We start from the raw sequence: 12285 nt of genomic DNA on the forward strand, positions 1-12285 counted from the left end.
TTAATGGAATCATGGACTTGGGGCAGGGGTGTGTCAAGAAGAGACGGACCGGGACGCAGGCGGACACCCGAGCGGGATGGCCTTTCGGACGCCCTGGAGCGCACGCGCGAGCTCCCGCCGCGCGGTTCCCCGCAGGGGGTTGCGGGGGCCACGAGGTGAGCGCGCCCCTGTTCGGCGAGCGCGGACTCCGTCGGCTCCGGACCGTGGGCGCCCTATCTCGTTTGCCCGCGGGCCGTCGCTGCTGATGGGATGCCCGCATGGGACATCTCGAAGTGGCGCATCTGGAGTACGACCTGCCCGACGGGCGCACTCTGCTGGGCGACGTGTCGTTCCGGGTGCCCGAGGGCGCCGCCTACGCCCTGGTCGGGCCGAACGGCGCAGGCAAGACCACCCTGCTGCGGATCGTCTCCGGAGAGCTGAAGCCGCACGGCGGCACCGTCACCGTCAGCGGCGGCCTCGGCGTGATGCCCCAGTTCGTCGGCAGCGTCCGCGACGAGCAAACCGTCCGCGACCTGCTGGTCTCCGTCGCCCCGCCCCGGCTGCGCGAGGCCGCCGCCGCCGTCGACCGCGCCGAGCACGCCGTCATGGCCGTGGACGACGAGGCCGCGCAGATGGCGTACGCCCAGGCCCTCGCCGACTGGGCGGAGGTCCAGGGGTACGAGGCCGAGACCCTCTGGGACATGTGCACCACCGCCGCCCTCGGCGTCCCCTACGAGCGGGCCCAGTGGCGCGAGGTCCGCACCCTCTCCGGTGGTGAGCAGAAGCGCCTGGTCCTGGAGTACCTGCTGCGCGGCCAGGACGAGGTCCTGCTCCTCGACGAGCCGGACAACTACCTCGACGTGCCCGGCAAGCGCTGGCTGGAGGAGCAGATCCGCCAGACCCGCAAGACCGTGCTCTTCATCTCCCACGACCGTGAACTCCTCGCCCGCTCCGCCGAGAAGATCGTCAGCGTCGAGCCGGGTCCCGCCGGGGCCGACGTCTGGGTGCACGGCGCCGGGTTCGGCACGTACCACGAGGCGCGCAAGCAGCGGTTCGCGCGCTTCGAGGAGCTGCGCCGCCGCTGGGACGAGAAGCACGCCCAGCTCAAGAAGCTGGTGGTCAACCTCCGCCAGGCCGCCGCCGTCTCCCACGAGATGGCCTCCCGGTACGCCGCCGCCCAGACGAGGCTGCGCAAGTTCGAGGAGGCCGGGCCGCCGCCGGAACCGCCCCGGGAGCAGGACATCCGGATGCGGCTGCGCGGCGGCCGCACCGGCGTCCGGGCGCTCACCTGCGAGCGGCTGGAGCTGACCGGCCTCATGCAGCCGTTCGACCTGGAGGTCTACTACGGCGAGCGGGTCGCCGTGCTCGGCTCCAACGGCTCCGGCAAGTCCCACTTCCTGCGCCTGCTGACGGGCGAGGACGTCGCCCACACCGGCGAGTGGCGGCTCGGCGCCCGCGTCGTCCCCGGCCACTTCGCGCAGACCCACGCCCACCCCGAGCTGCACGGGCGCACCCTGCTCGACATCCTGTGGACCGAGTACGCCCACGACCGGGGCGCCGCCCACTCGGTGCTCCGCCGCTACGAGCTGACCCTCCAGGCCGAGCAGCGCTTCGACCGCCTCTCCGGCGGCCAGCAGGCCCGCTTCCAGATCCTCCTGCTGGAGCTGGCGGGAACCACCGCCCTCCTTCTGGACGAGCCCACCGACAACCTCGACCTGGAGAGCGCTGACGCCCTCCAGGACGGCCTGGAGGCGTACGACGGGACGGTCCTCGCGGTCACCCACGACCGCTGGTTCGCCCGCTCCTTCGACCGTTTCCTCGTCTTCGGCTCCGACGGCCGCCTGCGGGAGACGAGCGAGCCGGTCTGGGACGAGCGCCGCGTGGAACGCGCCCGCTGAGCCGGCGCCGGGCGCTCCCGCAGGGTGGCCCGGCGAGCGGCGCGACCGCCTTGCCGAGGCAAGGCCCGATGAGCAAGGGGAAGCAACGGGTGGCCGACACTCGCCGTACGGCACACGCACGTGTGCTGATCGCCGCGGACAAGTTCAAGGGTTCACTGACCGCCGTCGAGGTCGCCGCGCACGTCGCCGCGGGGCTGCGCCGCGCCCGCCCCGGCACCGTGGTGCGGGCGCTGCCGGTCGCCGACGGCGGGGACGGCACGGTCGCCGCCGCCGTCGCCGCCGGTTTCACCCGGCACACCCGGGAGGTGACCGGCCCCACCGGCGAGCCGGTCACCGCCACCTGGGCCCTGCGGGACACCACGGCCGTCGTCGAGATGGCCGAGGCGTCCGGACTCCAGCACCTCCCCGGTGGTGTCCCGGCGCCCCTCACCGCCACCACCCACGGCTCCGGCGAGCTGATCGCCGCCGCCCTCGACGCGGGCGTGCGCACCCTGGTCCTCGGGGTCGGCGGCAGCGCCACCACCGACGGCGGCGCCGGCATGCTGAGCGCCCTCGGTGCCCGCCTGCTCACCGCCGACGGCACCCCGGTCGGCCCCGGCGGTGCCGCCCTCGCCGCACTGGACCGCGCCGAACTGGGCGGCCTCGACCCGCGCCTGGCCGAGGTCGACCTCGTTCTCGCCGGCGACGTCGACAACCCGCTGACCGGCCCCACGGGCGCCGCCGCCGTCTACGGCCCGCAGAAGGGCGCCGACGAGAACGACGTACGCACCCTGGACGCCGCCCTCGCACACTACGCCCGCGTCCTCACCGACGCCCTGGGCGACCGTGCCGCCGAGGCGGCCGAGGCCCCCGGTGCCGGAGCAGCCGGGGGGATGGGCTTCGGCGCCCTGGTCGGCCTCGGCGCCCGCTTCCGGCCCGGCATCGAGGTGATGCTCGACGTCCTCGGCTTCGCCGACGCGCTGGACCACGCCGACCTCGTCGTCACCGGCGAGGGCTCCCTGGACAGCCAGACCCTGCACGGCAAGGCCCCCGCCGGCGTCGCCGCCGCGGCCCACGCCCGGGGCATCGACACGGTGGCCGTCTGCGGTCGCCTGACCCTCGACGCCGAAACCCTCCGGAAGGCGGGCATCCGCCGCGCCTACGCCCTCTCGGACCTCGAGTCCGACCCCGACCGCTGCTTCAGTGAGGCCGGGACCCTCCTGGAGCGGCTCGCGGAACGACTGGCCGAGGACTGGCTCGCCTGAGCCGCCGACGCCACGCGAGAGGGGCCCCGGACCGTTTCCCGGTCCCGGGGCCCCTCTCGTACGTCTCGCGTCCCGCGCGTCACCGCTCAGGGCAGCTGGGCCGCCCGCGCCTCGCGGCGGTTGCCGCGGAAGTTGTTCACCCGGCGGGCCGTGGCGAAGAGCGGGATGACCGCGCCCAGCACCAACTGGAGCGCGCAGCCGGTCTGGAGCAGCAGCTGCCCGCCGGGGGCGTCGAACGCCCAGGCGGCCAGCAGGCCCATGGCGGCCACGATCCAGCTCAGCATGGCCACCGCGAGCGGACCCCGCGGCTTCGGGTACTCGACGCGGCTCACCATCAGCCAGGCCGTACCGACGATCGCCAGCAGCGTCGCCACGAAGGGCAGCTCCAGAAGCACGATGGAGACCACCGTGAGCGCTCCGAAGGGGCTCGGCATGCCCTGGAACATGCCGTCCTTCATGGTCACGCAGGAGAACCGGGCCAGTCTCAGCACCACCGCCAGCAGCACCACGACCGCGCCGAGCGCGGCCACCCGCTGGTGGGCGTCGTCCGCCACCATGCCGTACACCAGGACGAAGTACGCCGGTGCCAGGCCGAAGCTGATCAGGTCGGAGAGGTTGTCCAGCTCGGCGCCCATCGGCGAGGAGCGGAGCTTGCGCGCCACCAGCCCGTCGAAGAGGTCGAAGACCGCCGCGCAGAGGATCAGGATCACGGCGGTGGCGGCGGAGTGCCGCGCCATGCCGCTCTCGTCGCTGCCGGTCAGGTGCGGGATGAGGATGCCGGTGGTGGTGAAGTACACCGCCATGAACCCGCACGTGGCGTTGCCCAGGGTCAGGGTGTCCGCTATCGACAGGCGCATCGACAGCGGCATCTCCTCGCCGCCGTCGTCGTCCTCGTCGGCCTCGGGCACCCAGCCCGCCTGGGTATCTGAGTCAGACACGGTCAATGCGAGTCACCCCCGCAGTCGTGGGTTGGCCGACCTCCACGTCGACTTCGACACCCTCGGGGAGGTAGATGTCGACGCGGGACCCGAAGCGGATCAGCCCGATGCGCTCACCCTGCTCCACCTTCGTGCCCTGCGGGACGTAGGGCACGATGCGCCGTGCGACCGCGCCGGCGATCTGCACCATCTCGATGTCGCCGAGCTCGGTGTCGAAGTGCCAGACGACGCGCTCGTTGTTCTCGCTCTCCTTGTTGAACGCCGGAACGAAGCCGCCGGGCACGTGCTCGACGGACGTCACCGTGCCGGCCAGCGGCGCGCGGTTGACGTGGACGTTCAGCGGGCTCATGAAGATGGCGACACGGGTGCGCCCGTCCTTCCACGGCATGATGCTCTGCACCACGCCGTCGGCCGGGGAGATGACCCGGCCCGGAGCGATCTCGCGCTCCGGGTCGCGGAAGAACCACAGCATGCCCGCCGCCAGAGCGGTGGCGGGCACCGCCAGGGCCGCCGCGCGCTTGGAACGGCGCGAGCGGATCAGGCTGACGGCTGCGGTGGCGACGGTCGGCAGGAGCCACGGCGATGCCCCGCGCGCAAGGCGGACCGAGCCGCGCGGTGCAGTGTTTTGGCTGTGGGGCATGGATGACCTTCGTAGCGGATGATGCCGCGCTGCAACGGGGGACGGCGGCTTTCCGGGGATGGTATCGGGTGGCGACCACAACTGGCCAAGCCAGAAACCGTAGTCGACGGCCGAAGAGCGTCGGTCAGGTGTGATCTTCTTCTCGAAGAAATCCCCCAAAGAGGACAATCAACCCTGGAAACGGTACTCCTCCAGGAGCCTCCTGCCGATGATCATTTTCTGGATTTCGGCGGTCCCTTCGCCGATCAACAGCATCGGGGCCTCGCGGTACAGGCGCTCGATCTCGTACTCCTTCGAAAAGCCGTACCCGCCGTGGATGCGGAAGGCGTCCTCCACGACTTCCTTGCAGTACTCCGACGCCAGGTACTTGGCCATCCCCGCCTCCAGGTCGTTTCGTTCCCCGGAGTCCTTTTTGCGGGCCGCGTTCACCATCATCGCATGGGCCGCCTCGACCTTGGTGGCCATCTCCGCGAGCTTGAACTGGATGGCCTGGTGCTGCGCGATCGGCTTGCCGAAGGTGTGCCGCTGCTGCGCGTAGGAGACACCCAGTTCGAAGGCACGCTGCGCGACGCCGCAGCCACGGGCTGCCACGTTGACGCGTCCGACCTCGACACCGTCCATCATTTGGTAAAACCCTCGGCCGGTGGTGCCGCCGAGTACGCGATTGGCCGGAATGCGCAGTCCGTCCAAAATCATCTCGGTGGTGTCGACACCCTTGTAGCCCATTTTCTCGATTTTGCCGGGGATGGTCAGTCCCGGCCGGACCTCGCCGAATCCGGGCTCCTTCTCCACCAGGAAGGTCGTCATGGATTTGTGCGGCGCGGTGCCCTCGGGGTGCCCCTCGTCGGTGCGGCAGAGCACCGCCACCAGCGTCGAGGAACCGCCGTTGGTCAGCCACATCTTCTGGCCGGTGAGCGCGTACTCGTCGCCCGCCTTGACGCCCCTGGTGGAGATCGCCGAGACGTCCGAGCCGAGCGCCGGCTCCGACATCGAGAAGGCGCCGCGCACCTCGCCGGTGGCCATCCGGGGCAGGAAGTGCTCGCGCTGCTCCCGCGTGCCGTGTTGCTTGAGCATGTACGCGACGATGAAGTGCGTGTTGATGATGCCGGAGACCGACATCCAGCCGCGGGCGATCTCCTCCACGCACAGCGCGTACGTGAGCAGGGACTCGCCCAGCCCACCGTACTCCTCGGGGATCATCAGCCCGAACAGGCCGAGCTCCTTCAGTCCCTCCACGATCTGCGTGGGGTACTCGTCGCGGTGCTCCAGTTCGGTGGCGACCGGGATGATCTCCTTGTCCACGAAGCCGCGGACGGTGGAGAGGATCTCCTGCTGGACGTCGGTGAGGCCGTGGGTCTGGGCGAGTCGGCTCATGACTACTTCTCCTGTGCCTTCGGCTCCGGGCGGCCGGGCTGCTCGCCGCCGCGCTCCTTGATGTACGTCTCGGTGGGGACCATCACCTTGCGGCGGAAGACGCAGACCAGGGTGGCGTCCTGCTTGTAGCCCCTGGTCTCCACGTACACGATGCCGCGGTCGTTCTTGGAGCGGGACGGGGTCTTGTCCAGCACCGTCGTCTCGCCGTAGACCGTGTCGCCGTGGAAGGTCGGCGCCACGTGGCGCAGCGACTCGACCTCCAGGTTGGCGATGGCCTTGCCGGAGACGTCCGGCACCGACATGCCGAGCAGCAGCGAGTAGATGTAGTTGCCGACCACCACGTTCTTGCCGAAGTCCGTCGTGGACTCGGCGTAGTTGGTGTCCATGTGGAGCGGGTGGTGGTTCATGGTCAGCAGGCAGAAGAGGTGGTCGTCGTACTCGGTGACCGTCTTTCCGGGCCAGTGCTTGTAGACCGCGCCGACCTCGAACTCCTCGAAGGTGCGCCCGAACTGCATGGCTCAGACCTCCGGCGCTTCGAACTTGGAGGTGCGGGTCATGCCGGCGGCGCGCCCCTTGCCCGCGATCACCAGGGCCATCTTGCGGCTGGCCTCGTCGATCATCTCGTCGCCGAGCATCGCCGAGCCCTTCTTGCCGCCCTCCTCCGAGGTGCACCAGTCGTACGCGTCGAGGATCAGCTCGGCGTGGTCGTAGTCGTCCTGGGACGGCGAGAAGATCTCGTTGGCCGCGTCGACCTGGCCGGGGTGCAGCACCCACTTGCCGTCGAAGCCGAGGGCGGCGGAGCGGCCGGCTACCTCGCGGAACGCGTCCACGTCGCGGATCTGGAGGAAGGGTCCGTCGATCGCCTGGAGGTCGTGGGTGCGGGCGGCCATCAGGATGCGCATCAGGATGTAGTGGTACGCGTCGGCCGGGTAGCCGGGCGGCTGCTCGCCGACGACCAGGGTCTTCATGTTGATCGAGGCCATGAAGTCGGCCGGGCCGAAGACGATGGTCTCCAGGCGCGGCGAGGAGCCCGCGATCTCGTCGACGTTGACCAGGCCCTTGGCGTTCTCGATCTGCGCCTCGATGCCGATCCGGCCGACCTCGTGGCCCATCGTCTTCTCGATCTGGGTGAGCAGCAGGTCCAGCGCGACGACCTGCTGGGCGTCCTGGACCTTCGGCAGCATGATGCAGTCGAGGTTGGCGCCCGCGCCCTCCACGACCGTCACCACGTCGCGGTAGGTCCAGTGGGTGGTCCAGTCGTTGACGCGCACGACGCGGGTCTTGCCGGTCCAGTCGCCGTTGTTGAGCGCGTCGACGATGGTGTGCCGGGCGCCCTCCTTGGCCAGCGGAGCGCAGGCGTCCTCCAGGTCGAGGAAGACCTGGTCGGCGGCGAGCCCCTGGGCCTTCTCCAGGAAGCGCGGGTTGGAGCCGGGGACGGCGAGGCAGGAGCGGCGCGGCCGGAGCCGGTTGACGGTCGTCATGCGGGGACCTCCAGAGGGTCGAGCTTGTTCACTAGGCGGATCTCGTCGACGATACGGCCGATGATCTCCGTGATGCCGAAGTCCTTGGGTGTGAAGACGGCGGCCACACCGGCCGCCTTCAGGTCCTCGGCGTCGCTGTGCGGAATGATGCCGCCGACGATGACCGGGATGTCGGCGGCCCCCGAGTCCCGGAGCCTGGCCAGGACGTCCGGCACCAGTTCGGCGTGCGATCCGGAGAGGATCGACAGGCCGACGCAGTGCACGTCCTCGGCCACGGCGGCGGACACGATCTGCTCGGGCGTGAGGCGGATGCCCTGGTAGACCACCTCGAACCCGGCGTCGCGGGCGCGGACCGCGATCTGCTCCGCGCCGTTGGAGTGGCCGTCCAGGCCGGGCTTGCCGACCAGCAGGCGGAGCTTGCCCACTCCGAGGTCGGCCGCGGTGCGGTCGGCCTTGGCACGCACCGCCGCCAGCGGTGAGCCCTCCTCGGCGGCGACGGCCACCGGCGCCCCGGACACCCCGGTGGGGGCGCGGAACTCGCCGAACACGTCACGCAGGGCCCAGGACCACTCGCCGGTGGTCACCCCGGCGCGGGCGCACTCCAGGGTGGCCGGCATGAGGTTGGCGGTGCCGGCCGCGGCGCGCTTCAGCCCTTCCAGGGCCCCCTGGGCGCGGGCCTCGTCACGCTCGGCCCGCCAGGCGTGCAGGGCGGAGACGACGCGGGCCTCGTTGGCAGGGTCGACGGTCATGATGGCGGCGCCGAGGTCGGCGGTGAGGGGACTGGGCTCGGTCGTCTCGTAGCAGTTGACGCCGATGATCCTCTCCTCGCCGGCCTCGATCCGGGCGCGGCGCTCGGCGTGCGAGGAGACGAGCCGCGACTTGAGGTAGCCGGACTCGACGGCGGCCATCGCGCCGCCCATCTCCTGGATGCGGCCGATCTCGGCGAAGCACTCCTCGACCAGGGCGGTGACCTTGGCCTCGACGACGTGCGAGCCCGCGAAGATGTCCTCGTACTCCAGCAGGTCCGACTCGTGGGCCAGCACCTGCTGGATACGCAGCGACCACTGCTGGTCCCAGGGCCTGGGCAGGCCCAGCGCCTCGTTCCAGGCGGGCAGTTGCACGGCGCGGGCGCGGGCGTCCTTGGAGAGGGTGACGGCCAGCATCTCCAGGACGATCCGCTGGACGTTGTTCTCCGGCTGCGCCTCGGTCAGGCCGAGCGAGTTGACCTGCACGCCGTAGCGGAACCGGCGCTGCCTGGGGTTCTCGACGCCGTACCGCTCGCGGGTGATGCGGTCCCAGATGCGGCCGAAGGCGCGCATCTTGCACATCTCCTCGACGAACCGCACCCCGGCGTTGACGAAGAAGGAGATCCGGGCGACCACCGACCCGAACTCCTCCTCGGGGACCTGCCCGGAGTCGCGCACGGCGTCCAGCACGGCGATGGCCGTGGACATGGCGTACGCGATCTCCTGGACCGGGGTGGCTCCCGCCTCCTGCAGGTGGTAGCTGCAGATGTTGATCGGGTTCCACCTGGGGATGTTCGCCACGGTGTACGTGATCATGTCCGTGGTGAGCCTGAGGCTCGGCCCGGGCGGGAAGACGTGCGTCCCGCGCGAGAGGTACTCCTTGACGATGTCGTTCTGGGTGGTGCCGGAGAGCCGGGTGGTGTCGGCGCCCTGCTCCTCGGCCACCACCTGGTAGAGCGCCAGCAGCCACATGGCCGTGGCGTTGATGGTCATGGACGTGTTCATCCGGTCCAGGGGGATGTCCTGGAACAGCCGCCGCATGTCACCGAGGTGCGAGACGGGGACCCCGACCCGGCCGACCTCGCCGCGGGCGAGGACGTGGTCCGGGTCGTAGCCGGTCTGCGTCGGCAGGTCGAACGCGACCGACAGGCCGGTCTGCCCCTTGGCGAGGTTGGACCGGTACAGCGCGTTCGACGCTTCGGCCGTCGAGTGGCCCGCGTAGGTGCGCATGAGCCACGGCCGGTCCTTCTGGCGCTCTGTCATGGGGAACCTCAGATGTTCCGGAAGCGGTTGATGGCGTCGAGGTGCCGGGCACGCATCTCGTGGTCCCGCACACCCAGACCCTCCTCGGGGGCCAGCGCGAGGACGCCGACCTTGCCCTGGTGGAGGTTGCGGTGCACGTCGTAGGCGGCCTGCCCGGTCTCCTCCAGGGAGTAGACCTTCGACAGGGTCGGGTGGATCCTGCCCTTGGCGATGAGGCGGTTGGCCTCCCACGCCTCGCGGTAGTTGGCGAAGTGGGAGCCGATGATCCGCTTTAGCGACATCCACAGGTAGCGGTTGTCGTACTCGTGGTTGTAGCCCGAGGTGGAGGCGCAGGTGACGATGGTGCCGCCCTTGCGGGTGACGTAGACCGAGGCGCCGAAGGTCTCGCGGCCGGGGTGTTCGAAGACGATGTCGACGTCCTCGCCGCCGGTGAGTTCACGGATGCGCTTGCCGAACCGCTTCCACTCGCGCGGGTCCTGGTTCTGCTCGTCCTTCCAGAACTTGTAGCCTTCGGCGTTGCGGTCGATGACCGCTTCGGCGCCCATCTTCCGGCAGATCTCGGCCTTCTGGGGGGAGGAGACCACGCAGATCGGGGTGGCGCCGCCGGCCAGCGCGAACTGGGTGGCGTAGCTGCCGAGGCCGCCGCTGGCGCCCCAGATCAGCACGTTGTCGCCCTGCTTCATGCCGGCTCCGTTGCGGGAGACGAGCTGCCGGTAGGCGGTGGAGTTGACCAGCCCGGGGGCCGCCGCCTCCTCCCAGCTCAGGTGGTCCGGCTTGGGCATCAGCTGGTTCGACTTGACCAGGGCGATCTCGGCGAGGCCGCCGAAGTTGGTCTCGAAGCCCCAGATCCGCTGCTCGGGGTCGAGCATCGTGTCGTTGTGGCCGTCGCTCGACTCCAGCTCGACCGAGAGGCAGTGCGCGACGACCTCGTCGCCGGGGTTCCAGGCGTTGACGCCGGGTCCGGTGCGCAGGACGACGCCCGCGAGGTCGGAGCCGATGACGTGGTACGGCAGGTCGTGGCGGTTGGTCAGCTCCGAGAGGCGGCCGTAGCGCTCCAGGAAGCCGAAGGTGGAGAGCGGCTCGAAGATCGAGGTCCAGACGGAGTTGTAGTTGACCGAGGAGGCCATCACCGCCACCAGGGCCTCACCCGGGCCGAGTTCGGGGAGCGGTACGTCGTCGAGGTGGAGCGACTTGCGCGGGTCCTTCTCGCGGGTGTCGAGCCCGGCGAACATCTCCGTCTCGTCCTTGTGCACGGTGACGCCCCGGTAGGACTCGGGGAGCGCCAGTGCGGCGAAGTCCTGCGAGGTGGCGTCCTGCGACTGGATCGCTGCGAGGATTTCCTTCACGGTGGTGCCTCCGGCGAAGGGCGTAGTGAGGGCTGAGGGGTGAGGGACCCCTGAGCGAGGGGCGTGGACTGCTGTGGTGTGCCGTCGGTCCGGCGGATGGTGCGGGTCGTGCGGTGGTGCGGCCGCGCCGGTGAGCGCGGGTGCCTGTGACGCAGGCGTCCGGGCGCACGGTGAGGGAACCGCGGGGACAGCCGGCGTACGCGGGATGCGTGTGCGCCGGCCGCCCGGACACCCTCAACGTATGGCACTGCGTGACAGCGCACAAGGCACCGAGTGCCAAGAATTTCTCTCGTTTGAAAACTGTTGGTCACATATGAGCGATGATCGATCAAGTGGGCCCTGAAACGCCGTTCATAGCCCCTTTCGGCCGTCGGGATTCACCCCGGCGGCCGACAGCCCGCGCCAGGCCGGAACGCGAACGAGCCCGGTGGGCCGCGGCATCCTGTGCCACGGCCCACCGGGCTCGCTCCGGGCGGCCCCCGCAGGGGCCCTCGCTCACCGCCCCGGCTGCCGGAGCGCCTCGCGGATGGTCCGCATGACCTCGTCGAGCGGGGCGTCCGTGCGCGCCACCGCCACCAGCACCTCGTCCTGCCGCGTGGCGGTCGCCGCCGGGGCCTGCCCGGCTTCGCCGGTGCCCTTGCGGCCGGCCCCTATACCGTTGCCGAAGGTGTTCCGGACGATGCCGAAGGCGTGGTCGAGCTGGCTCTCCACGTCGCCTTTGCCGTCCGCCCGCAGCCAGCGCCGCAGCACGTGGTTGTGGGCGGTCACCACCGCCGACGCGGCCACCTCGGCGAGCAGCGGGTCGTCGCTGCCGTCCATGTGGGCGTGCTCGTCGAAGTGGCCCAGCAGGTACCGGGTGAACAGCCGCTCGTACCGGGAGACCGAGGCGATCTCCGCCTCCCTGAGCGTGGGTACCTCACGGGTCAGCTTGTAGCGCGCCACCGAGATCTCCGGGTGGCCCGCGTACATCTTCATGACTTCCGTGATGCCCCGGCAGACCGTGTCCAGCGGATGCTCGTGCGCGGGAGCCGCGGTGAGCACCGCCTCCACGCGGGTCAGCGTGTCGTCGTGGTCCGCGAAGATCGCCTCTTCCTTGGAGCGGAAGTGGCGGAAGAAGGTCCGGCGGGCGACCCCGGCGGCGGCGGCGATCTCGTCGACCGTCGTCGCCTCGTACCCCTTGGTGGCGAAGAGTTCCATCGCCGCCGCCGACAGTTCGCGCCGCATCTTGAGGCGCTGCGCCGCCGCGCGGCTCCCGGCGGAGCTCTCCGGGGTCTCGGCGGAACTGGTGGTTCGGGCGGTCCGTCGTGCGGAGTCAGCGGGCTGGGGCATGCTCTGAACGTACTCCATCGGCGCGTCGTCCCGCGCCCCGCCCGGGA

Annotated in this window: 10 protein-coding genes; 2 read left to right on the top strand and 8 right to left on the bottom strand. The window is 70.6% G+C overall.

The window, feature by feature from the left end:
• The first annotated feature begins 257 nt into the window (after positions 1-257).
• Both ACSLIC_RS23295 and ACSLIC_RS23300 read left to right on the top strand, forming a co-directional pair.
• Positions 258-1877: an ABC-F family ATP-binding cassette domain-containing protein gene (locus ACSLIC_RS23295; RefSeq protein WP_436739650.1), complete on the top strand. Its 1620-nt coding sequence runs from the start codon at positions 258-260 to the stop codon at positions 1875-1877.
• A gap of 68 nt (positions 1878-1945) precedes the next feature.
• Positions 1946-3121, top strand: coding sequence for a glycerate kinase (locus ACSLIC_RS23300; protein ID WP_436739651.1), 1176 nt, complete (start codon positions 1946-1948; stop codon positions 3119-3121).
• An 86-nt stretch (positions 3122-3207) separates the two neighbouring features.
• Here the strand turns inward: ACSLIC_RS23300 and pssA are convergent, their stop codons facing one another.
• From pssA to ACSLIC_RS23340, 8 genes are all read right to left on the bottom strand, one after another.
• Complete coding sequence (gene pssA / locus ACSLIC_RS23305; RefSeq protein WP_436739652.1) at positions 3208-4065, bottom strand: CDP-diacylglycerol--serine O-phosphatidyltransferase; 858 nt, start codon at positions 4063-4065, stop codon at positions 3208-3210.
• Positions 4052-4699, bottom strand: coding sequence for a phosphatidylserine decarboxylase (locus ACSLIC_RS23310; protein WP_436740457.1), 648 nt, complete (start codon positions 4697-4699; stop codon positions 4052-4054). The genes pssA and ACSLIC_RS23310 overlap by 14 nt, the downstream gene beginning before the upstream one ends.
• A gap of 168 nt (positions 4700-4867) precedes the next feature.
• On the bottom strand, positions 4868-6073 hold the full coding sequence (locus tag ACSLIC_RS23315) for an acyl-CoA dehydrogenase family protein (RefSeq protein ID WP_436739653.1): 1206 nt from the start codon (positions 6071-6073) through the stop codon (positions 4868-4870).
• 2 nt (positions 6074-6075) lie between these two features.
• Positions 6076-6588, bottom strand: coding sequence for a MaoC family dehydratase (locus ACSLIC_RS23320; RefSeq protein ID WP_436739654.1), 513 nt, complete (start codon positions 6586-6588; stop codon positions 6076-6078).
• A 3-nt stretch (positions 6589-6591) separates the two neighbouring features.
• Entirely contained in the window at positions 6592-7554 is a 963-nt protein-coding gene (locus ACSLIC_RS23325; RefSeq protein WP_436739655.1) for an HpcH/HpaI aldolase/citrate lyase family protein, read from the bottom strand.
• Entirely contained in the window at positions 7551-9563 is a 2013-nt protein-coding gene (locus ACSLIC_RS23330) for a protein meaA (protein WP_436739656.1), read from the bottom strand. Before ACSLIC_RS23330 ends, ACSLIC_RS23325 begins: the two co-directional genes overlap by 4 nt.
• 8 nt (positions 9564-9571) lie before the next feature.
• Positions 9572-10909 (bottom strand): crotonyl-CoA carboxylase/reductase, encoded by a 1338-nt coding sequence (ccrA, locus tag ACSLIC_RS23335; RefSeq protein WP_436739657.1) that lies wholly within the window; start codon positions 10907-10909, stop codon positions 9572-9574.
• A gap of 495 nt (positions 10910-11404) precedes the next feature.
• On the bottom strand, positions 11405-12256 hold the full coding sequence (locus tag ACSLIC_RS23340) for a TetR family transcriptional regulator (RefSeq protein ID WP_436739658.1): 852 nt from the start codon (positions 12254-12256) through the stop codon (positions 11405-11407).
• Positions 12257-12285 lie beyond the last annotated feature (29 nt).

This window comes from Streptomyces sp. BBFR102 (genome assembly GCF_051397025.1).
Classification (GTDB): domain Bacteria; phylum Actinomycetota; class Actinomycetes; order Streptomycetales; family Streptomycetaceae; genus Streptomyces.

Excerpts from the sequence above, each read along its gene's own strand:
- ACSLIC_RS23295 (WP_436739650.1), top strand. The coding sequence starts at position 258 with ATGGGACATCTCGAAGTGGCGCATCTGGAGTACGACCTGCCCGACGGG.
- ACSLIC_RS23300 (WP_436739651.1), top strand. The coding sequence starts at position 1,946 with ATGAGCAAGGGGAAGCAACGGGTGGCCGACACTCGCCGTACGGCACAC.
- ACSLIC_RS23310 (WP_436740457.1), bottom strand. The coding sequence starts at position 4,699 with ATGCCCCACAGCCAAAACACTGCACCGCGCGGCTCGGTCCGCCTTGCG.
- ACSLIC_RS23315 (WP_436739653.1), bottom strand. The coding sequence starts at position 6,073 with ATGAGCCGACTCGCCCAGACCCACGGCCTCACCGACGTCCAGCAGGAG.
- ACSLIC_RS23320 (WP_436739654.1), bottom strand. The coding sequence starts at position 6,588 with ATGCAGTTCGGGCGCACCTTCGAGGAGTTCGAGGTCGGCGCGGTCTAC.
- ACSLIC_RS23325 (WP_436739655.1), bottom strand. The coding sequence starts at position 7,554 with ATGACGACCGTCAACCGGCTCCGGCCGCGCCGCTCCTGCCTCGCCGTC.
- ACSLIC_RS23330 (WP_436739656.1), bottom strand. The coding sequence starts at position 9,563 with ATGACAGAGCGCCAGAAGGACCGGCCGTGGCTCATGCGCACCTACGCG.
- ACSLIC_RS23340 (WP_436739658.1), bottom strand. The coding sequence starts at position 12,256 with ATGGAGTACGTTCAGAGCATGCCCCAGCCCGCTGACTCCGCACGACGG.